18 protein-coding genes and 1 pseudogene are annotated in these 19,736 nt (G+C 71.5%); 14 read left to right on the forward strand and 5 right to left on the reverse strand.

What is annotated here, in order from left to right; genetic code table 11:
- Positions 1–1,285: 1,285 nt before the first annotated feature.
- Positions 1,286–2,089: a hypothetical protein gene (locus AQJ46_RS59090; protein WP_059207876.1), complete on the forward strand. Its 804-nt coding sequence runs from the start codon at positions 1,286–1,288 to the stop codon at positions 2,087–2,089.
- Positions 2,086–3,270: a type VII secretion-associated serine protease mycosin gene (gene mycP, locus AQJ46_RS25795; RefSeq protein ID WP_059207877.1), complete on the forward strand. Its 1,185-nt coding sequence runs from the start codon at positions 2,086–2,088 to the stop codon at positions 3,268–3,270. Before AQJ46_RS59090 ends, mycP begins: the two co-directional genes overlap by 4 nt.
- A gap of 13 nt (positions 3,271–3,283) precedes the next feature.
- Here mycP and AQJ46_RS25800 read toward each other — a convergent pair whose 3' ends face one another.
- Positions 3,284–4,282 (reverse strand): serine hydrolase, encoded by a 999-nt coding sequence (locus tag AQJ46_RS25800; RefSeq protein ID WP_059207878.1) that lies wholly within the window; start codon positions 4,280–4,282, stop codon positions 3,284–3,286.
- A gap of 150 nt (positions 4,283–4,432) precedes the next feature.
- Between AQJ46_RS25800 and AQJ46_RS25805 the strand changes: the two genes are divergently transcribed.
- Positions 4,433–5,212: an SseB family protein gene (locus AQJ46_RS25805; RefSeq protein WP_059207879.1), complete on the forward strand. Its 780-nt coding sequence runs from the start codon at positions 4,433–4,435 to the stop codon at positions 5,210–5,212.
- 1 nt (position 5,213) lies between these two features.
- Here the strand turns inward: AQJ46_RS25805 and AQJ46_RS25810 are convergent, their stop codons facing one another.
- Positions 5,214–5,588 (reverse strand): DUF1844 domain-containing protein, encoded by a 375-nt coding sequence (locus AQJ46_RS25810; protein WP_059207880.1) that lies wholly within the window; start codon positions 5,586–5,588, stop codon positions 5,214–5,216.
- Positions 5,589–5,920: 332 nt separating this feature from the next.
- On the opposite strand from AQJ46_RS25810, the pseudogene infC reads away from it, so the two are divergent.
- The 10 genes and pseudogenes from infC to AQJ46_RS25860 all read left to right on the forward strand — a co-directional run bounded on the left by infC (position 5,921) and on the right by AQJ46_RS25860 (position 16,643).
- Positions 5,921–6,617: pseudogene (gene infC / locus AQJ46_RS25815) on the forward strand (translation initiation factor IF-3).
- Between the two features lie 110 nt (positions 6,618–6,727).
- Positions 6,728–6,922, forward strand: coding sequence for a 50S ribosomal protein L35 (gene rpmI / locus AQJ46_RS25820; RefSeq protein WP_057614273.1), 195 nt, complete (start codon positions 6,728–6,730; stop codon positions 6,920–6,922).
- Positions 6,923–7,023: 101 nt separating this feature from the next.
- On the forward strand, positions 7,024–7,407 hold the full coding sequence (gene rplT / locus AQJ46_RS25825) for a 50S ribosomal protein L20 (protein ID WP_057614272.1): 384 nt from the start codon (positions 7,024–7,026) through the stop codon (positions 7,405–7,407).
- A 96-nt stretch (positions 7,408–7,503) separates the two neighbouring features.
- Positions 7,504–8,349: a TrmH family RNA methyltransferase gene (locus AQJ46_RS25830; protein WP_057614271.1), complete on the forward strand. Its 846-nt coding sequence runs from the start codon at positions 7,504–7,506 to the stop codon at positions 8,347–8,349.
- 48 nt (positions 8,350–8,397) lie between these two features.
- Positions 8,398–9,516, forward strand: a complete 1,119-nt coding sequence (locus AQJ46_RS25835) for a sensor histidine kinase (protein WP_059207881.1) — start codon at positions 8,398–8,400, stop codon at positions 9,514–9,516.
- 144 nt (positions 9,517–9,660) lie between these two features.
- Complete coding sequence (gene pheS / locus AQJ46_RS25840) at positions 9,661–10,782, forward strand: phenylalanine--tRNA ligase subunit alpha (protein ID WP_059207882.1); 1,122 nt, start codon at positions 9,661–9,663, stop codon at positions 10,780–10,782.
- Positions 10,782–13,292: a phenylalanine--tRNA ligase subunit beta gene (gene pheT / locus AQJ46_RS25845; protein ID WP_059207883.1), complete on the forward strand. Its 2,511-nt coding sequence runs from the start codon at positions 10,782–10,784 to the stop codon at positions 13,290–13,292. Before pheS ends, pheT begins: the two co-directional genes overlap by 1 nt.
- A gap of 146 nt (positions 13,293–13,438) precedes the next feature.
- The gene (locus tag AQJ46_RS25850) at positions 13,439–14,494 is read left to right on the forward strand and encodes a PP2C family protein-serine/threonine phosphatase (RefSeq protein ID WP_079072427.1); all 1,056 of its coding nucleotides are present in this window, start codon (positions 13,439–13,441) and stop codon (positions 14,492–14,494) included.
- A 194-nt stretch (positions 14,495–14,688) separates the two neighbouring features.
- The gene (locus AQJ46_RS25855; protein WP_059207885.1) at positions 14,689–16,029 is read left to right on the forward strand and encodes a hypothetical protein; all 1,341 of its coding nucleotides are present in this window, start codon (positions 14,689–14,691) and stop codon (positions 16,027–16,029) included.
- A 74-nt stretch (positions 16,030–16,103) separates the two neighbouring features.
- Complete coding sequence (locus tag AQJ46_RS25860; RefSeq protein WP_037715720.1) at positions 16,104–16,643, forward strand: NUDIX hydrolase; 540 nt, start codon at positions 16,104–16,106, stop codon at positions 16,641–16,643.
- Positions 16,644–16,699: 56 nt separating this feature from the next.
- On the opposite strand, the gene AQJ46_RS25865 is transcribed toward AQJ46_RS25860, so the two are convergent.
- Both AQJ46_RS25865 and AQJ46_RS25870 read right to left on the reverse strand, forming a co-directional pair.
- Positions 16,700–16,957, reverse strand: coding sequence for a hypothetical protein (locus AQJ46_RS25865; protein ID WP_059207886.1), 258 nt, complete (start codon positions 16,955–16,957; stop codon positions 16,700–16,702).
- Positions 16,958–17,167: 210 nt separating this feature from the next.
- Positions 17,168–18,067, reverse strand: a complete 900-nt coding sequence (locus AQJ46_RS25870; protein WP_277922227.1) for a 3-hydroxybutyryl-CoA dehydrogenase — start codon at positions 18,065–18,067, stop codon at positions 17,168–17,170.
- Positions 18,068–18,225: 158 nt separating this feature from the next.
- On the opposite strand from AQJ46_RS25870, the gene AQJ46_RS25875 reads away from it, so the two are divergent.
- Positions 18,226–19,485, forward strand: coding sequence for a glycoside hydrolase family 10 protein (locus AQJ46_RS25875; RefSeq protein WP_059207887.1), 1,260 nt, complete (start codon positions 18,226–18,228; stop codon positions 19,483–19,485).
- Here the strand turns inward: AQJ46_RS25875 and AQJ46_RS25880 are convergent.
- Positions 19,454–19,654 (reverse strand): DUF1918 domain-containing protein, encoded by a 201-nt coding sequence (locus AQJ46_RS25880; protein WP_057614264.1) that lies wholly within the window; start codon positions 19,652–19,654, stop codon positions 19,454–19,456. The genes AQJ46_RS25875 and AQJ46_RS25880 overlap by 32 nt on opposite strands.
- Positions 19,655–19,736 lie beyond the last annotated feature (82 nt).

Genomic DNA, 19,736 nt, shown 5'->3' on the forward strand with positions numbered 1-19,736 from the left:
ACGAGGGCCCGCGCACGACCGAACGGCCCGGACATGAGGAAACGGGGGGTGCATGAGCACCGAAGCACGCCGCGCCTCGATTCCTCCACGCCCGACGACCCCACCGAGACCGGCCCAGCCGCCGGCGGTGGGCGAGGACGGGCCGGGTTCCGAGGAGTCGGAGCACCGGGAAGCCGTCGAGCCGGGCCGGCGGGAGATCGTCGAGCCGGGCGGGCGGATGAGCGAGGACACCGACTGGCAGGCCTTCGGTGAGCGGAGCCGACGAGGCCCGGGAGCGCAGGGTCGGGCGACGTTCGGCGGGTTCGACTGGCAGGGGTCCGAGGACAGCGGCGCACGGATGTCCGGCGGTCCGGACACGTCGGGTCGCCGGGCACCCGGTGACGCAGGCGGCGACATGAACGTGCGACGGGAGACCGACGTGCCGGGCGGGGAGCGGTCCCGGGCAACGGGTGCCACCGGTCGGCCGCCGATACCGGCGACCAACGACGCGGGCTCTGGCGTCACGCCGCCACCACGCCCAACTGGCAACGCACCGGCGAACCCTCGTACGGGCACGGGGCGGCCCCCTGCCCCCTCCGACACCGACGCCCGGTCCGGCCCCGGGAACTCGAGCACCCCGCCTCCGCCCCCGGCCTCGGCCCGCTTCCCGGACACCCCTCCGGCGCCGGACCCGAACACCCCCGGGGTTCCCGCGCAGGGTTCGCCGTCGGTGCCCGGTGTCGTGCCGCCCCGGCCCGGCGCTCAGCCCTCCGTGCCCCCGCGTCGTGCCGAGGCCCCCGCCGAGAGCCCGTCCGAGACGACCTTCCGGATGCGGCCGGTGCCGGCGGGGCCGGCGGGGCCGGCGGGGCCGGCGGATGGTGACGGGCGTTCCGGCTCGGTGTCCACGCCCTCCGCCCCGCGGGGGGCTTCCGGCGGCACCCTCATACCGCCCCTGCCCGACGCCCGCCCCGGCTCCGGTCGTCCCGGAGCCGATCCACACCGTCCGGGTGCCGCCGCAGGGCCCCAGTCCGGTGCGCGGCCGGGTGCGCCCGCCCGCCCCGGATTCCCGCCGCGTCCCACGCGTGAGGCGTCGGGCACCGGTGCCATGCGCACGCCCTCGGGCCCGCCGACCGTGCCACCGCCGCCCACGGGTCCGCCGAGAACGCCCCCGGCGCCCACCAACCGGCCCTCCACACCCCCCGCCTCCGCAGAATCGTCGGCCACCTCCCTCGCACCCGACCCCGCCCTGTCCTGGAGCGCCCCCCTGCCCCCGCTTGCCGGAACGCCCGGCAACGGGCGGCCCGTTGTGTCGTTCGGAGAGCCCGAGGTCGGCTACAGGCAGCGGTCGTGGGTGGTGCGGATTCCTCCCCGGATCGCCGCCGTGGCCGCGTGCGTCGTGCTCGGGCTCGGCCTCATCGGCGGTGCCGTGACCGGGAGTTGGCTGATCGGGGACTCCGGGGACGAAGGCGGCGGCGACAGGTTCACCCAGGCCGGTGAGCTGTGGCACAGCGTGCCCGTCGACCAGCTGTTCCCGCCGACCGTGGACGGCCAGGGCGCCGGGCCCGGCGGAGCCGACCGCACCTGGACGCGGATCGCCGTCGCCCCCGACAGCGGCTGCACGAACGCCTTCGACCCCCTGCTGCGCAAGGCCCTCGCCCCCGTCGGCTGCGAACGCCTCCTGCGCGCCACCTACACGGACGCCACCCAGAGCTACGTCACCACCGTCGGCCTCCTCTTCACCGACGCCGACGCCACCTCCATGCGCGACCTCGACACCCGCTTCACCCGCGACGGCCTGGCCGACCGCACCGACCTGATGCCCCTCCCGTACGCCGCGAAGAACACCCTCGCCGCGGACTTCGGTGCGGCGCAGCGGGCCTCCTGGACGATCTCCGTCCTCACCGACGCCCCCGTGGTCGCGTTCGCCGTCTCGGGCTGGGCGGACGGCCGTACGGTCGACACCCCGGAGCCCGCCGAGAAGGCCATGGAGTCCGGCGACACCACCCCCGCCGCCCAGGCCGGTCTCGGCAACGAGGCCCAGGGGCTGGCCGACCGTGTCGAACGCGCCCTGCGCAAGACCGTCACCTCGCCCCCGGAGCAGTCCTCATGAGTGTCACGACCCGCCGGGCAGGTCTCCTGAGCGTCCTGCTCGCCGCCTCCGTCGCCCTCGTCCCGCCCACCGCCGCGCACGCCGACGGCATCCGCGCCAAGCAGTGGGCCCTGGACGCCATGCACACCCAGGAGGCCTGGCAGACCACCAAGGGCGCGGGCGTCACCGTCGCGGTCCTGGACACCGGCGTCGAGAACGACCACCCCGACCTCGTCGGCAACGTCCTCACCGGCAAGGACATGATCGGATTCGGCGCCGTGCGAGGGCAGCGGCCCTGGGCGCGGCACGGCACCGCCATGGCCGGCATCATCGCCGGTCACGGACACGGCGTGGGCAACGGCGACGGAGTCATGGGCATCGCCCCCGAGGCCAAGATCCTCCCCGTCCGCGTGATCCTGGAGGACGGCGACCCGGCCCGCTCCAAGGCCCGCAACACCCGCGGCAACGCCCTGGCCGAGGGCATCCGCTGGGCCGCCGACCACGGAGCCGACGTCATCAACCTCTCCCTCGGCGACGACTCCGCCTCCGCGCACCCCGAGGCCGGTGAGGACGACGCCGTCCAGTACGCCCTCCAGAAGGGCGCCGTCGTCGTCGCCTCGGCGGGCAACGGCGGCGAGAAGGGCGACCACATCTCCTACCCGGCCGCCTACCCGGGCGTCATCGCCGCCACCGCCGTCGACAAGTTCGGCACCCGCGCCTCCTTCTCCACCCGCCGCTGGTACGCCACGGTCGCGGCCCCCGGCGACGACGTCGTCATCGCCGACCCCGACCACAAGTACTACGAGGGCTGGGGAACCAGCGCGGCCTCCGCGTTCGTCTCGGGCGCGGTCGCCCTCGTCAAGGCCGCCCACCCGGACCTGCCGCCCGCACAGATCAAGAAGCTCCTGGAGGACACGGCCCGCAACGCCCCCTCAGGCGGCCGCGACGACTCCCGCGGCTTCGGCTTCGTCGACCCCTCGGCAGCCCTGAAGGCCGCGGCCCGCCTGAAGCCGCAGGGTCTGCAGCCGGCGTCCTACGGCGAGAAGTACTTCGGCTCCGGCCCCGATGCCGCCACGTCGGGGAGCGACACGGCCAGTTGGGCGGCCCCGCTCGCGGGCGGCGTGGGCGTGGCCCTGCTGATCACCGGGGTGGTCCTGTGGCGCGGCCGCCGGGGCCCCCGCCGGTCCCACGAGGGCTTCTGAGCGGGGCGAAGCCTCAACGGGCCGCCGCACCCGTGGCGTTCGCCGACGCGGATGCCGAGGCATCCGCTCCCGTGAACACCGACACCGCCGCCTGCGCCGCCGCCTCCACCAGCGAGATCCCCTTCGCCTGGGTGGAGCTCCCCTTCGAGAGCACGGCCACCAGATACGCGTGGCCGTCCGCCGTCACCCGCCCGATGCTGTTGACGTCCCACAGCCCGGTCGTGCTGCGCGGCAGCCACCCGTTCTTCAGCGCCCACCCGGAGCCGTCGGCCGCCGCCGACACCCCCCACTGCTGGTCGGCCTCTATCCGGCCCATGAGCCCCTGAAGGTACGACCGCGAGGTCTCGCTCAGCTCCGAGTCGTCCCCGAACACCTGCTGCAGCAGGGTGAGCTGGTCGGCCGCCGTGGTCTGGGTCAGCCCCCACAGCGCCCCCTCGCCGGCCGCCGTGCCGGTCAGCCCGAACTTCTTGTTGGCGGCGTCCAGCCCGGAGGCCTTCCCGATGATGTCCCACAGCGCCGACGCCGAGGTGTTGTCGCTGTTCTCGATCATCGTGGTGGCGTACGCCTTCTCCCCCGCGCTGAGCCGCGTGCCCGCCTCCTGGTGCTGCAGCAGCAGCGCCGCCAGGATGTCGACCTTCACGATGCTCGCCGTGTCGAAGGCGCCGTCGCCGTGAACCGCGCTGTCGCCCGACTCCAGGGCGAGCACCGCGGCCGAGACCTTCTCGTCGCCCGTCGCGCCCACCGCCTTCATGGCGTCGGACAGCCGCTCGTCGAGATCCACCACCGGCTCCGTCACAGCCGCCGCCTCCTCAGTCGTGGCCGCCGGGGAGGACGAGAACGACGGCATCGGCGCCGACGATACGGTGCCGCCCCCGGAGTGCGCCTGCGCCTTCACGTACACGGTCCCCCCGGCCGTGACGCCGGCGATGGCGACGCAGGCGAGCGCGGTGTACATCAAAGGCCGCAAGGGGAGCCTGCGGACGCGGCGGCCGGTGGCTCTGGAGGACTCCATGCCGCCGATGCTCCGGCCGCCGACTGTGCGGGCCGTTAGACGGACGTTAGAGCTGTGTCAGCGAACTCTGAGAAACCCGTGAAAGCGGTCACGGGCGGGTTTCCGGGCCCGCACAACCGCAGCAGCAAGCCCCCTATAGGGTCGGTGACCGTGGCGAACAAGAACATTCCCGACCCCGGCTTCTCCGACGACGACGGCTCCGCCGATCCCCGGCTGAGCGCGGCGCTCGCGGCCTGGGCCGAGGACCGCGCCGCCGTGGGCCCGGTCCTGGACGCCCTCAAGGGCGCCCGGCTGCTCGTCCCCGTGGTGGCCGTGCTCGGCGAGGTCGAGGAGGACGGTCAAGAGGGGCGCGAAGCTCGTGGGAAGGGTGGTGGTGGGAGACGGGCGGGCGGGCTGCGCCGCGAGAAGACCAGCGACATGGCCGTCCCCACCCTCAAGGCCGGATCCCGGACCGCCCTGCCGGCCTTCACCTCCACCGCGTCGCTGGCCCGCTGGGACCCCGAGGCCCGTCCGGTCGCCGTACCCCTGCACCAGGCGCTGCAGGCCGCCGCGCACGAGAAGGCCGACACGGTCGTACTGGATCTGGCGGGGCCGGTTCCCTTCGAGCTGACCGGCTCCGCGTTGCTCGCCCTTGCCGAGGGGCGGACCACCACGGATCCGCTCGCCGACCCGGCGGTCGTGGACGCGGTGCGCGCCGTGGTCGCCGACGTGAGTGCGGTGCTGCGCGCCTACCTCGGTCCGGGCCGGGCCGACGGCACCCTCGCCCTGGTCTTCGAGCCGGCCGTGCCGCACGACGCCGGCGTCCACGCGGTCGCGCGGCGCCTGGCCGCCGACGAAACACTGAGGGCCCGCCTGGTACGCGGCCTCGACCTGGCAGTCCTGCCGGCCGGGGCCACGCCTCCGGGCGAGCCCTTGTACGTACGGGGATGAGCTAGCCGTAGATCGGCCCTGTGTACTTCTCGCCGGGGCCCTGGCCCGGCTCGTCCGGGACCAGGGACGCCTCGCGGAAGGCCAGCTGGAGGGACTTCAGGCCGTCCCGCAGCGGGGCCGCGTGGAAGGAGCTGATCTCCGTCGCGCTCCCGTCCAGCAGACCGGCGAGGGCGTGGATCAGCTTGCGGGCCTCGTCCAGGTCCTTGTACTTGTCGCCCTCCTCGGTCAGACCGAGCTTCACCGCGGCGGCGCTCATCAGATTGACGGCGACCGTCACGATCACCTCGACTGCGGGGACCTCGGCGATGTCGCGGGTCATCTCGTCGAAGTCGGGGGAGCCGGGAGCGTCGGAGGACGCGGGAGGGGTGTCACTCATGGCCCCCACGATAGGGCCCGGCGCACGTCGGTTCGCACCACCCCCGGGTTGCTGCTAACCTTGTGTAACGACCGGCTGGACATTCGCGTGTCCGGCCCACAAGTGGAGGCTCCGAACTCCCACCCGGCCATCCCCTGGGACGGCGGGTCACCCCGGTCAGGCGGCCACCATCGTTCCGTACGGACGATGGAGTCGCCCGAAAGTGCGCCCCGCGTCATCGTGGCGGTGCTCCGGCAGTGTTGGAGCCCCGTCTGTGATCCGCCGGGGCATTTTTTGTTCCTCGGTGCGGTTAGGTCTGACAAAAGACATACGCGGCTGTCCGCCAGACCGCCGTGTGGTGCTAACCGAGGAGGATCCATCAGCGCCGAGCCCCGCATCAACGACCGGATTCGCGTTCCCGAGGTGCGACTTGTCGGTCCCAGTGGCGAGCAGGTGGGCATCGTCCCCCTGGCCAAGGCACTGGAGCTTGCGCAGGAGTACGACCTGGACCTGGTCGAGGTCGCGGCGAACGCCCGTCCGCCCGTGTGCAAGCTCATGGACTACGGGAAGTTCAAGTACGAGTCGGCCATGAAGGCCCGTGAGGCGCGCAAGAACCAGGCGCACACGGTCATCAAGGAGATGAAGCTCCGGCCGAAGATCGACCCGCACGACTATGACACCAAGAAGGGTCACGTCGTCCGGTTCCTCAAGCAGGGCGACAAGGTCAAGATCACGATCATGTTCCGTGGTCGCGAGCAGTCCCGGCCCGAACTGGGCTACCGACTGCTGCAGCGTCTCGCGGAGGACGTCCAGGACCTCGGCTTCATCGAGTCGAATCCGAAGCAGGACGGCCGAAACATGATCATGGTTCTCGGTCCGCACAAGAAGAAGACCGAGGCGATGGCCGAGGCCCGCCAGGCGCAGGAAGCCCGCAAGGCAGACGCGAAGGCCAACCCCGGCAAGTCGCAGAACGCCGCGGAGGGCGACCACGTCGAGGACGAGGCCGAGGTCGAGGTCGAGGCCCCGGCAGAGGCTTCCGCCGAGGCGTGACCCCGGGGGACGCGAGTCCCCAGGACACAAACCGATACAAGAGCGACGCTCACCGTGCCCGGTTTCAGGACCGGGCACCGGAGCGCCACCGACGAGGAGAGAACGGCGCTATGCCGAAGAACAAGACGCACAGCGGTTCCAGCAAGCGCTTCAAGATCACCGGCTCCGGCAAGGTGCTCCGCGAGCGCGCCGGCAAGCGCCACTACCTCGAGCACAAGACGTCGCGCCTGACGCGGCGCCTCACCGGCAACGCCGAGATGGCCCCGGGCGACGCCAAGAAGATCAAGAAGCTTCTCGGCAAGTGACGTACCCGGCGCCTTCACCGAGCGCCGTACGTCTGGACCGGGACCCCATCGATACCGGGCCGTGTGAGTCCAACCACGGCCCCGCTACAAGGAGTTAACAAGTGGCACGCGTCAAGCGGGCAGTCAACGCCCACAAGAAGCGCCGGGCGATCCTCGAGGCGGCCTCCGGCTACCGCGGTCAGCGTTCGCGCCTGTACCGCAAGGCCAAGGAGCAGGTCACCCACTCGCTGGTCTACAACTACAACGACCGCAAGAAGCGCAAGGGCGACTTCCGTCGGCTGTGGATCCAGCGCATCAACGCCGCTGCCCGCGCCAACGGCATCACGTACAACCGCTTCATCCAGGGTCTGAACGCGGCGAACATCGAGGTCGACCGCAAGATCCTGGCCGAGCTGGCCGTCAACGACGCGCCGGCGTTCGCCGCGCTCGTCGAGGTCGCGCAGAAGGCTCTGCCGGCGGACGTGAACGCGCCCAAGGCCGCGTGACGCTGCGCCGGCCCTAGGCCGACGTGACTGTGTGGACCCGCAGGCAGTGATGCCTGCGGGTCCGCTGTTTCCGGAACACATCCGAAGGTGAAGAGCATGCCCCCCGTCACCCCCGAGCTCATCTCCCCCCGTTCCCCCCGGGTGTCCGCCGCGCGGCGGCTCGCCAAGCGGAACTTCCGGGGCAAGGAGCGGCTGTTCCTGGCCGAGGGGCCGCAGGCGGTGCGGGAGGCCTCCGGGCACGGTCTGGTGGAGCTGTTCGCCACCGTGGAGGCGGCGGAACGGTACGCCGACATCGTCGGAGAGGCCCGCGCCGTAGGGGCCCGTGTGCACCTCGCCGCCGAGGACGTCATCGCCGACATCTCGACGACCGTCACCCCGCAGGGCCTCGTCGGGATCTGCCGGTTCCTCGACACCCCCTTCGAAGAGATCCTCGCCGCCCGGCCCCGACTCGTCGCCGTGCTCGCCAACGTGCGGGATCCCGGGAACGCCGGCACCGTACTGCGGTGCGCCGACGCGGCCGGTGCCGAGGCCGTCGTACTGACCGACGCGTCCGTCGATCTCTACAACCCCAAGGCCGTACGGGCCTCCGTGGGCTCCCTCTTCCACCTGCCCGTCGCCGTCGGTGTGCCCGTGGAGGAGGCCGTCGAGGGGCTCAGGAGGGCCGGTGTGCGGATCCTCGCCGCCGACGGCGCCGGGACCGACGACCTCGACGCCGAGCTCGACCAGGGCACCATGGGCGGGCCGACCGCCTGGGTGTTCGGCAACGAGGCATGGGGGCTTCCGGAGGAGACCCGCGCACTCGCGGACGCCGTGGTGCGCGTCCCGATCCACGGGAAGGCCGAGAGCCTGAACCTCGCCACCGCGGCCGCCGTATGTCTCTATGCGTCAGCCCGTGCACAGCGCGCCCCCGGAGGGTGCCGCTCCGTCACCCAGAACCAGTAGGGTGACCAGCTCGGGGGCCCTGCGCCGTCGGAGAGGTGGGGTACGGGGATGAGTGTCGGCACGAGGAGCGCCCACGACGTGTCCGGAGCCTGTGCCGGTGGTGCCGCCGAGCTCGGCATCGATCCCGACCAGCTGCCCGACGGTCTCGTCGTCGCGGACGAACAGGGCCGTGTGATCTGCTTCAACGCCGCCGCTGCCCGGATCACCGCCCTCCCCGCCCAGGACGCCCTCGGACAGCGGCTGGAGAAGGCCCTTCCATTAGAGGACCTCGAGGGACGGCGCTGGTGGCAGCTGACCGATCCGTACGGCGGCCTCGCCATCCGCAGGCGGCAGCCCGAACGGAATCTGCTGTTGCCGGGCGGCCGTGAGGTCCTCGTCTCCGCGCAGTACGTGCGCACCCGGCCGACCGGGCCCGTCCACCGTGTCGTCGTCGCCCTCCGGGACACCGAGGCACGCCGCCGCACCGAGCGCAGCCACGCCGAGCTGATCGCCACCGTGGCGCATGAGCTCAGGTCCCCGCTCACCTCCGTCAAGGGCTTCACCGCGACCCTCCTCGCCAAGTGGGAGCGGTTCACCGACGACCAGAAACGGCTGATGCTGGAGACCGTCGACGCGGACGCCGACCGGGTCACCCGGCTCATCGCCGAGCTCCTCGACATCTCCCGCATCGACTCCGGGCGCCTGGAGGTCAGGCGCCAGCCCGTCGACATCGGCGCCGCCGTCGGGCGCCACATCCAGGCCTACGTCGCCGCGGGCCTCGCCGCCGACCGGTTCCTGCTCCGCCTCGAGCAGCCGCTGCCCGCCCTGTGGGCCGATCCCGACAAGATCGACCAGGTGCTCAGCAACCTGCTGGAAAATGCGGTGCGGCACGGCGAGGGAACCGTCACGATTGACATCACGCCCTCGGCGTCCCCCCGCGAAGGGGAGGACACCGGCACGTCGGTCACCGTGAGCGACGAGGGCGCCGGCATCCCGGAGGAGTCCATGAACCGCGTCTTCACCCGCTTCTGGCGGGGCAGCAAGCGCGGTGGCACCGGCCTCGGGCTCTACATCGTCAAGGGCATCGTCGAAGCCCACGGCGGCACCATCACGGTCGGCCGCGCCCCCCGGGGCGGCGCCGAGTTCCGATTTACGTTGCCCGTGAGCGCTCCGGCCTATCTCACCTGAGATCCGCCCGAGCCGCCCGCGGGCGCATTCGCATTCATCAACCCCGTTAGACTCGGCCTTTGGCACCTTTGTGTCCCATGGACGGCCCTCCGAGTGAGTCGGTGACGGGGACCTTCAGCCAGCCAATCGGAAGCACGGGAAGAGATGTCGGCACCGAACAAGTCGTACGACCCTGTAGAGGTCGAGGCCCTGAAACCGGAAGAGATCGAGCGCATGCGGGACGAGGCGCTCGCCGCCTTCGCCGCCGCGGACTCCCTCGACGCGCTCCAGGAGGCCAAGGTCGCCCACACCGGGGGCACCTCCCCGCTGGCCCTCGCCAACCGCGAGATCGGCGCCCTGCCCCCGCACGCCAAGGCCGCCGCAGGCAAGCTCGTCGGCCAGGCCCGGGGCGCGGTGAACAAGGCCCTCGCCGGCCGTCAGGCCGAGCTGGAGGCCGAGCGCGACCAGCGCGTGCTGGTCGAGGAGGCGGTGGACGTCACGCTGCCGTACGACCGCGTACCGGCCGGCGCCCGCCACCCGCTCACCACGCTCTCCGAGCGCATCGAGGACGTCTTCGTGGCCATGGGCTACGAGGTCGCCGAGGGCCCGCAGGTCGAGGCCGAGTGGTTCAACTTCGACGCGCTCAACATCGGCCCGGACCACCCGGCCCGCGGCGAGCAGGACACGTTCTTCGTCGAGGGCCCAGAAGGCGGCACCGAGTCCGGTGTCGTGCTGCGCACCCACACCTCGCCCGTGCAGATCCGCTCGCTGCTGAGCCGTGAGCTGCCGGTGTACGTGATCTGTCCCGGTGTCGTCTACCGCACCGACGAGCTGGACGCCACGCACACCCCCGTCTTCCGCCAGGTCGAGCTGCTGGCCGTCGACGAGGGCCTGACCATGGCCGACCTCAAGGGCACCATGGACCACATGGTCCAGGCCCTGTTCGGCGAGGGCATGAAGACCCGGCTGCGCCCGAACTTCTTCCCCTTCACCGAGCCGTCCGCCGAGATGGACATGGTGTGCTACGTCTGCCGCGGCGAGTCCGTCGGCAACCCCGACCGCCCCTGCCGTACCTGCTCCTCCGAGGGCTGGATCGAGCTCGGCGGCTGCGGAATGGTCAACCCCAAGGTGCTGACCGCCTGTGGTGTCGACCCGCAGAAGTACAGCGGCTTCGCCTTCGGGTTCGGTATCGAGCGGATGCTGATGTTCCGCCACAACGTCGAGGACATGCGAGACATGGTCGAGGGTGACGTCCGGTTCACCCGGCCGTTCGGGATGGAGATCTGATGCGGGTCCCGCTTTCTTGGCTGCGGGAGTACGTCGACCTGCCGGCGACCGAAACCGGCCGTGACGTCCAGGCCAAGCTCGTTTCCGCAGGGCTCGAGGTCGAGACCGTCGAGCACCTCGGCGCCGACCTCAAGGGCCCCCTGGTCGTCGGCCAGGTGCTGACCATCGAGGAGCTGGAGGGCTTCAAGAAGCCGATCCGCTTCTGCACGGTCGACGTCGGCCAGGCCAACGGCACCGGCGAGCCGCAGGAGATCGTCTGCGGTGCCCGGAACTTCCAGGTCGGTGACAAGGTCGTCGTCGTGCTGCCCGGCGCGACCCTGCCCGGCGGTTTCTCGATCTCCGCCCGCAAGACCTACGGCAGGACCTCCCACGGCATGATCTGCTCCGGCGACGAGCTGGGCATGGGCGACGACGGCAGCCACGGCATCATCGTGCTGCCGCCGGAGACCGAGGTCGGCAAGGACGCCATCGAGCTCCTGGAGCTGGTCGACGAGGTCCTGGACATCGCCGTCACCGCCAACCGCGGCGACTGCCTGTCCATCCGGGGCGTGGCCCGCGAGGCCGCGATCGCCTACGGCCTGCCGCTGCGCGACCCGGCCCTGCTCGACGTCCCGGGCCCGAACGCCTTCGGCTACCCGGTGCAGGTCTCCGACCCGCTCGGCTGCGACCGCTTCACGGCCCGTACGGTGACCGGCCTCAGCCCCGAGGCGCGCTCCCCGCTCTGGCTCCAGCGCCGTCTGCAGAAGGTCGGCATGCGCCCGATCTCGCTCGCCGTCGACGTCACCAACTACGTGATGATGGAGCTCGGCCAGCCGCTGCACGCCTACGACCGCACGCTGGTCCGGGGCACCATCGGCGTCCGCCGGGCCGAGGAGGGCGAGCAGATCGTCACCCTCGACGGTGTCGAGCGGAAGCTGCACGCCGAGGACCTGGTCATCACGGACGAGCGTGGTCCGATCGGCCTCGCCGGCGTGATGGGCGGCGCCAACACCGAGATCGCCGACCACGCCGAGGGCGAAGGCACCACCGACGTGGTCATCGAGGCCGCCCACTTCGACGCGGTCGCCATCGCGCGTACGGCCCGTCGCCACAAGCTGTCCTCGGAGGCGTCCCGGCGCTTCGAGCGTGGTGTCGACCCGCAGGCCGCCGCCGCTGCCGCGCAGCGCACGGTCGACCTGCTGGTGCTGCTCGCGGGCGGCACCGCCGAGGCCGGTGTCACCGAGGTCGTCGCCCCGTCGGCGCCGCACACCATCAGCGTCCCGGCGGACCACCCGGACAAGGTCGCGGGTGTCTCCTACGGCCGCGAGACCGTCGTACGCCGCCTCCAGGAGGTCGGCTGTGACGTGTACGGGCAGGACGAGCTGATCGTCACCGTGCCGTCCTGGCGTCCCGACCTCCAGGAGATCAACGACCTGGCCGAAGAGGTCATCCGGCTGGAGGGCTACGAGAACCTGCCCTCCACGCTGCCCAGGCCGCCGGCCGGCCGTGGCCTGACCCACCGCCAGCGGCTGCACCGCAGGGCCGGGCGGGTGCTCGCCGGTGCCGGGTATGTCGAGGCGCCGAACTACCCCTTCGTCTCCGAGCAGGTCTTCGACCAGCTGGGCCTGGAGGCCGACGACCCGGCTCGCCGTGTCGTCAGACTGACCAACCCGCTGAACGACGAGGAGCCCGCGCTGCGTACGTCGCTGCTGCCGGGGCTGCTCGGTGCGCTGCGGCGCAACGACGGGCGGGGTTCGCACGATCTGGCGCTGTTCGAGACCGGGCTGGTCTTCCTGCCGCGCTCGGAGCAGCGGGTCGCCGCGGTGCTGCCGGTGGACCGGCGTCCCACGGACGCCGAGATCGCCGAACTGGACGCCGCGCTGCCGGAACAGCCGCGGCACGTGGCCGTGGTGCTCGCCGGTGCGCGGGAGCAGGCCGGCTGGTGGGGCAAGGGCCGTCCGGCCGACTGGGCCGACGCGGTCGAGGCCGGGCGTCTGGTCGCGCGTGAGGCCGGCGCCGAACTGGTCGTGCGGGGCGGTCAGTACGGGCCGTGGCACCCGGGGCGCTGTGCCGAGTTCGTGGTCGTCGTGGACGGGGCCGAGACGGTCGTCGGTCACGCCGGAGAGCTTCATCCGCGGGTGGTGAAGGCGTTCGGGCTGCCGGCACGCACCTCCGCGATGGAGCTGGACCTGGATGTCCTCGAGGCGGTCGGCGACGACACCCCGCAGGCGCCGGCCATCTCCACGTTCCCGGTGGCCACGCAGGATGTCGCCCTGGTCGTCGACAAGTTCGTGCCGCACGCCGACGTCGAGACCGCGCTGCGTGAGGGCGCGGGTGAACTCCTCGAAGGGATCCGGCTGTTCGACGTGTACGAGAACGAGGAGCAGCTGGGGGACGGCAAGAGGTCGCTGGCCTATGCGCTGCGGTTCCGTGCCGGGGACCGGACCCTGACCGTGGACGAGGCTTCCGCGGCCCGGGACGCGGCGGTCGCCCTCGCCGGGGAGCGTACGGGGGCTGTGCTCCGAGGTTGAGCGCGCGGGGAGTGCGGTCACCTCACTCGATAGGGTGAGTTCCCCCAGTGATCTGGCCCTTTCGGCCCATGTGGTCGACAGAATCGGACCGGCCTTTCGAGGTCGGTCCGATTGCGTGTGCAGGGCCTAGTTGGGGGGCCATCGGCATGATGTGCTTGAGGGCTGCGGTGCCTCGTGTCGGGCGTGCCGCTCGCCTCGCGGTCCGCAGAGGTCACCGGAAGTCGCGCCGTGCGCTGACGCTCGGCCTCCCCACGGTGTGGGGTGCCGTCGCGATCACGTACAAGATGACCTGTCCGCTCGCGCAGCAGAACAGCCTGGGCGCGCGGGCCGCCGGCAGCGCCGTCTTCTTTGCGGTGGGCACCGGGCTGATCTTCCATGTCCGGCGGACCCTGCTGCGTGAGCTCAGACAAGCCCGCCAGGTCGCGGGCGCCGCCCAGAGCGCGCTGCTGCGGCCGTTGCCCCCGCGCGTCAACGGGCTCACCGTCGCCGCGGCCCAGATGTCCGCCGACCGGGGCGCCACCATCGGCGGCGACCTGTACGAGGCCGTCGCCACGGAACACGGTGTACGAGTCGTCATGGGCGATGTCCGCGGCCACGGCCTCGCCGCCGTCGGTACGGCCGCCGCGGTCCTCGGCAGCTTCCGCGAGGCCGTCCACGACGAGCCCGAACTCGCCGGGGTGCTGCGCAGACTGGACCGTGCGCTCGCCCGGAACTTGAGGGAGCGCGCCGAACGGGACGGCACGGTCGCCGAGGAGTTCGTCACGGTGCTGCTGCTGGAGATCGGCAGGGACGGCGGGCTCTCCGCCCTCAACTGCGGCCACCTGTGGCCGTACCTGTTGAGTGGCCCCAGGGTCGAGCCTCTGTCGTGCGCGGATCCGTTGCCGCCCCTCGGCCCGTTTCGGCTGCCGAGGGACCTTCAGCCCCTGGAGTGCGGCCATCTGTTACCGGGCGAGACCCTGGTCCTGCACACGGACGGTGCCGAGGACGCGAGGGACGCTCATGGCCGGTTCTTCTCCCTGCCGGAGGTACTTCGTGAGGCTGCGCAGGGCGCTCCCGACGTCGTACTGGGCGCTGTATTCACCGCTCTCCTGAACCACACGGGCGGCACCCCGACGGACGACGTCGCCCTCCTGGTGCTGAGAAACGAACGGCAGCACTCAGCTACCCCGGGAACCGCGCGACCAGCCACGACGCACCTCTGAAGCCCACGGCCGGGCCACCGCACTGTACGAGGGGGAGCCGGCGGCCCGGCCGGCCTCTTGCGAGGTATTTCAGTCAACCGGGCGGAAACTCTCCGCAACAGTGCGCACACGCTGCGGATTCGAGCACTCCGTTCACACCCCGTGTGAAGACGAACCCACTACTCTGACGGCACCGAGCCACCCGGGGGGCATATATGCAGCCCAACACTCTGCTCGACGCGATCCTCGACGAAGCCGGGATCTCGCACGCCGGGCTAGCCGCACATGTGAACCAGGCCGGGAGGACACGCGGCCTCGCGCTCAGGTACGAACACACCGCCGTGGCGCGGTGGTTGAAGGGCCAGCGCCCGCGCGGTCAGGTGCCCGACCTGATCTGCGAGGTGCTGGCCGGCCGGCTCCGACGTCCCGTCACCCTCGACGACATCGGCCTCGGCGTGCCCGGCGAACCTTCCGCCCCGCACGGCACCTCGCTGTCCGGTTTCGTCGAGCGGGCCACCGCCCTGTGGCGCTCCGACGAACAGCAGCGCCCGCACATCCTGGGCGCCCCCGCGGTCACCGGCACCCCCGCCGTCATGCCCGTGTGGGAGTGGGAGAACCCGCCCGAGGACGTCGACGTCTCCCGGGGCGGCCGGCACCGGGTCACCCACTCCGACATCGCGATGCTCCGCGCTGCCCGCACCCACTACGAGCAGATGTACCGGAAGGCCGGCGGTATAGCGACCCGCACCCGGATCGTCGGCTTCCTCAACGCCGAGGCCGCCCCGCTGCTGCGCGGCAGCTACACCGACGAGACGGGCCGCCAACTGCACCGCGCCACCGGCGGGTTGGTCGCCGTCGCCGGGATCTGCGCCTACGACTCCGACGCCCACGGTCTCGCTCAGCGCTACTTCCACCAGGCCCTCAGGCTCGCCAAGGCCAGCGGCGACCGCGGACTCGGCGCGTATGTCATCGCGCTGCTGGTCAACCAGGCCCTGTTCATGCGGGAGTACCGCCAGGCGGTCGCCTTCGCGGAGGCCGCGTTGCGGGCCGCCGGCAAGCACATCACCCCGGCGCTCGCCTGCGATCTCTACGCGATGCAGGCCAAGGCGTACGCCCACCTCGGCGACGGTACGACCGCGCTGTCCTGCATCCGGCGGGCCGAGCAGGCCGCCGAACGCATCCGGCGGGGATACGAGCCCGACGAGACCGGCTATGTCCAGCCGGGCCTCGTCAACGTCCAGGTGGCGGAGGCGCTCCTCAGCCTCGGAGAACTCGCGGCGGCGGCCGCGCACGCCGCGGCCGCTGTCGACAACCCGGCCCACGACCGGGGCCGGGTGCACCGCCTCGCCATGCTCAGCACGATCGAACTGCGTCAGGGCAACGCGGACAAGGCGGTGGCCACCGCCGTGCAGATGGCCGAACAGGCCAGGGGAATGGAGTCCCAGCGCCTGCGCGACAGACTCAGAGCGGTCCGCGAACACCTGGTCCGCAGCGGCTGCGCGGGCACCGCCGAGGCAGCCGAACTGATCGACGGCGCACTGCGCGTACCGCTGTAGGAGGGCACGCGTACGCCGACAGCCACAGTCCCTGCTGCGATATTGCCACTTACTCGACGGAAGGTGGCAGAACCGTGCAGTGGACGAAACAGAACGAACAAACTGTGTATGAAAACCGCTGGTTCAGCGTCAATCTCGCCGATGTCGAGCTGCCGGACGGCCGGCACCTCGACCACTTCCTGATACGACTGCGGCCCGTCGCCGTCGCCACGGTGGTGAACGAGGCCAACGAGGTCCTCCTGCTGTGGCGCCACCGTTTCATCACCGACAGCTGGGGATGGGAACTCGCCGCGGGTGTGGTCGAGGATGGCGAGGACATCGCCGTCGCGGCCGCCAGGGAACTCGAGGAAGAGACCGGCTGGCGACCGGGCCCGCTCCAGCACCTCATGAGCGTGGAGCCCTCCAACGGGCTCACCGACGCCCGGCACCACATCTACTGGGCCGACGAGGGCGAGTACATCGGGCACCCCGTGGACGACTTTGAGTCGGACCGCCGGGAATGGGTCCCCCTGAAGCTCGTTCCCGACATGGTCGCCCGTGGGGAGGTCCCGGCCGCCAACATGGCGGCCGCGTTACTCCTGTTGCACCATCTGAGGCTCGGTCAGGACACTTAGGGCCTGTCCGGCGGACTGGCCCTGGCCCTGATCCCCCACCCGAGCGTCCCGAAGCCTCAGTGGCCGAGGGCCTGCCAGATCGCCACGACGAGCGCGCCCGCGGCGGTGATCGCCGCAACCGCGGGAAGCGGCCAGCGGGCGTGCTCCAGGGCGATGATCCGTGCGCTCAGATCGTCGATCTCCTTGTCCGTCTCCTCCGTACGGTGACTGAGCAGAGCGAGGCCTCCCTCGACGCGTGCGTACGCGACATCGAGGCGGCGTCGTAACTCTGCGAGTTCTCCATGGATCACGGGATGCTCCGGTTCGGCGGTCACAAGTCCGCTCCTTTCCGTGGTCGTCACATCCCTTGCATGCGCATGAAGAGTCAACTCGCCTGGTGGGCGCGTGGGGAGAGTGTGCGACGGGCATATGCGGGCCCGACGCGCACACGGTGTGTGAATGACGCGGGCCCGGCACTCGGAAGAGCGCCGGGCCCGCGTTCGTAGCACTGTGTCATCAGCACCCTGGAACGGACAGGGTGCGGGTCAGTCGTAGGTGTAGAAGCCGGAGCCGGACTTCCGGCCGAGCCGGCCCGCGTCGACCATGCGCTGGAGCAGCGGGGGAGCGGCGTACAGCGGCTCCTTGTACTCCTCGTACATCGAGAAGGCGACCGAGGCGACGGTGTCCAGGCCGATCAGGTCGGACAGCTTCAGCGGGCCCATCGGGTGGGCGCAGCCCAGCTCCATGCCGTTGTCGATGTCCTCGCGGCTCGCGATGCCCGACTCGAACATCCGGATCGCGGACAGGAGATACGGGATCAGCAGCGCGTTGACCACGAAGCCGGAGCGGTCCTGGGCGCGGATCGCGTGCTTGCCGAGCAGCTTCTCGGCGAACTGCTGGGCGCGGGCCAGCGTGCCCTCGGACGTGGTGAGCGCCGGGATCAGCTCGACGAGCTTCTGCACCGGGGCCGGGTTGAAGAAGTGGATGCCGACGACCTGGTCGGGCCGCGAGGTGGCGACCGCCAGCCGCACCAGCGGGATGGACGAGGTGTTGGAGGCCAGGATCGCGTCCGGGCGGGTCACCACCTGGTCGAGCACCTGGAAGATCTCGGTCTTGACCTGCTCGTTCTCCACGACGGCCTCGACGACCAGGTCGCGGTCGGCGAACTCGCCGAGGTCGGTGGTGAAGCTCAGACGTGCCTGCGTCTCCGCCAGCTCGTCCGCAGTGATCTTGCCGCGTTCGGCGGCCTTGGTCAGGGAGTTGAACAGCCGGGTGCGGCCGATCTCCAGGGCCTCGCCGGTGGTCTCGGCGACCTTCACGTCCAGACCGGCGCGGGCGCACACCTCGGCGATGCCCGCCCCCATCTGGCCGCAGCCCACCACTCCGACGCGCGCGATGTCTCCCGCCGGGAAGTCCGTCACTTCGTCCCTTTCGCTGATCTTCACCTGGTGGCAGGTCGGCCGTTGTCCGGTTCCTGCTCCGTTCGTGCACGTTACTCCCAAGTATCGATGATCGATCGCCGGGGTCCGCCATCCGTCGGGCATTCTGGGGCGCGGAGACGATCCGTGACCGAGCGGATCCATGGTGTTGGGGGAGTGTGCACATGGGGCGTCTGTCGCGCCGGGCCTTCGCGTTGGCCGCGCTGTCGACCATGACCTCGGCCTCGGGAGCGGCGGCGGCACCGCGCCGTCCGAGGCGGGCGGCGACCGGGATGCGGGGCGTGTGGCTCGCCACCGTGTCCAACCGGGACTGGCCCTCGAAGCCGGGGCTGACCGCGGCACAGCAGCGCGCGGAGCTGATCGCCCACCTCGACCGGGCGGCGGCGGACCGCCTGAACGCGGTGATGTTCCAGGTACGGCCCACCGCGGACGCCCTGTGGCCCTCGCCGTACGAGCCCTGGTCGCAGTACCTCACCGGGACCCAGGGCAAGGACCCCGGCTGGGACCCGCTCGGCACCGCCGTCGCCGAGGCGCACCGGCGGGGCCTGCAACTGCACGCCTGGTTCAACCCGTACCGCATCGCCAACCACGGCGACCCGACCCGGCTGGTCGCCTCCCACCCCGCCCGCCGGCACCCGGACTGGGTGGTGACGTACGGCGGGAAGCTCTACTACAACCCCGGGCTGCCCGAGGTCCGCGCCTTCGTCCAGGACGCGATCCTCGACGCGGTGCACCGGTACCCGGTGGACGCGGTCCACTTCGACGACTATTTCTACCCGTACCCGGTGGCAGGTCAGACCTTCGACGATGACGCGGCCTACGACGCGTACGGCGGCGCCTTCCCGAACCGGGCCGACTGGCGGCGGGACAACATCGACAAGCTGGTCCTGGAGACCGCGGCCCGCATCAAGCGGATCCGGCCCACCGCACAGTTCGGCATCAGCCCCTTCGGAGTGTGGCGCAACGCCGTCACCGACCCGCTCGGCTCGGACACGCGCGCGGGTGTGCAGTCGTACGACGACAACTTCGCGGACACCCGCAAGTGGGTGCGCGAGGGCTGGATCGACTACCTCGTGCCGCAGCTCTACTGGAACATCGGTTTCGCCGCCGCCGACTACGCGAAGCTGGTGCCCTGGTGGGCGAAGCAGGCGCAGGGGAGCAGGACCAAGCTGTACCTGGGCGAGGCCCTCTACAAGGCGGGGGATCCGGCGCAGCCCGCGGCCTGGCAGGACCCCGCGGAACTGTCCAGGCACCTCACGCTCGCGCGCGACCACAAGCAGGTGCGCGGACATGTCTTCTTCGCCGCGCGGGAGGTCTCCTCGGACCCGATCGGGGCGATGGCGCGGGTGGTCGCCGACCACTACCAGGAGTCGGCGGTTCCCCCGCGCCGACTCACCGGCCGGTCTGCTGGAACCGGTGCCTGATCTCGGTGTCGGGGCCGGGTGAGCACACGCCCTCGTGCCCGTCCTCGAAGCGGACGCGATACGGGGGGTTGCCCCCCGGACCCATCACTTCGACGATCTCGCCGACCTTGTCCTGCTGTCCGACCACCCTGCCGTGCTGGACAAGCTGGTCGCCCACGGTTGCACGCATCGTCTGGGGCCTCCTCACAAGTGCGGGAGCAGCGGTCCGTGGCCCCGATTCTACGGCGCGGGAGCCCGATTGCGACCGGCGC

Origin of the sequence: Streptomyces canus, from assembly GCF_001514145.1 — a bacterium.
Lineage (GTDB): Bacteria > Actinomycetota > Actinomycetes > Streptomycetales > Streptomycetaceae > Streptomyces > Streptomyces canus.

What these genes read in the sequence shown, in the direction of transcription:
- mycP (WP_059207877.1), top strand. Translation starts at nt 2,086, where the DNA reads ATGAGTGTCACGACCCGCCGGGCAGGTCTCCTGAGCGTCCTGCTCGCC.
- AQJ46_RS25800 (WP_059207878.1), bottom strand. Translation starts at nt 4,282, where the DNA reads ATGGAGTCCTCCAGAGCCACCGGCCGCCGCGTCCGCAGGCTCCCCTTG.
- AQJ46_RS25810 (WP_059207880.1), bottom strand. Translation starts at nt 5,588, where the DNA reads ATGAGTGACACCCCTCCCGCGTCCTCCGACGCTCCCGGCTCCCCCGAC.
- rpmI (WP_057614273.1), top strand. Translation starts at nt 6,728, where the DNA reads ATGCCGAAGAACAAGACGCACAGCGGTTCCAGCAAGCGCTTCAAGATC.
- AQJ46_RS25830 (WP_057614271.1), top strand. Translation starts at nt 7,504, where the DNA reads ATGCCCCCCGTCACCCCCGAGCTCATCTCCCCCCGTTCCCCCCGGGTG.
- AQJ46_RS25835 (WP_059207881.1), top strand. Translation starts at nt 8,398, where the DNA reads ATGAGTGTCGGCACGAGGAGCGCCCACGACGTGTCCGGAGCCTGTGCC.
- pheS (WP_059207882.1), top strand. Translation starts at nt 9,661, where the DNA reads ATGTCGGCACCGAACAAGTCGTACGACCCTGTAGAGGTCGAGGCCCTG.
- pheT (WP_059207883.1), top strand. Translation starts at nt 10,782, where the DNA reads ATGCGGGTCCCGCTTTCTTGGCTGCGGGAGTACGTCGACCTGCCGGCG.
- AQJ46_RS25850 (WP_079072427.1), top strand. Translation starts at nt 13,439, where the DNA reads ATGATGTGCTTGAGGGCTGCGGTGCCTCGTGTCGGGCGTGCCGCTCGC.
- AQJ46_RS25855 (WP_059207885.1), top strand. Translation starts at nt 14,689, where the DNA reads ATGCAGCCCAACACTCTGCTCGACGCGATCCTCGACGAAGCCGGGATC.
- AQJ46_RS25875 (WP_059207887.1), top strand. Translation starts at nt 18,226, where the DNA reads ATGGGGCGTCTGTCGCGCCGGGCCTTCGCGTTGGCCGCGCTGTCGACC.
- AQJ46_RS25880 (WP_057614264.1), bottom strand. Translation starts at nt 19,654, where the DNA reads ATGCGTGCAACCGTGGGCGACCAGCTTGTCCAGCACGGCAGGGTGGTC.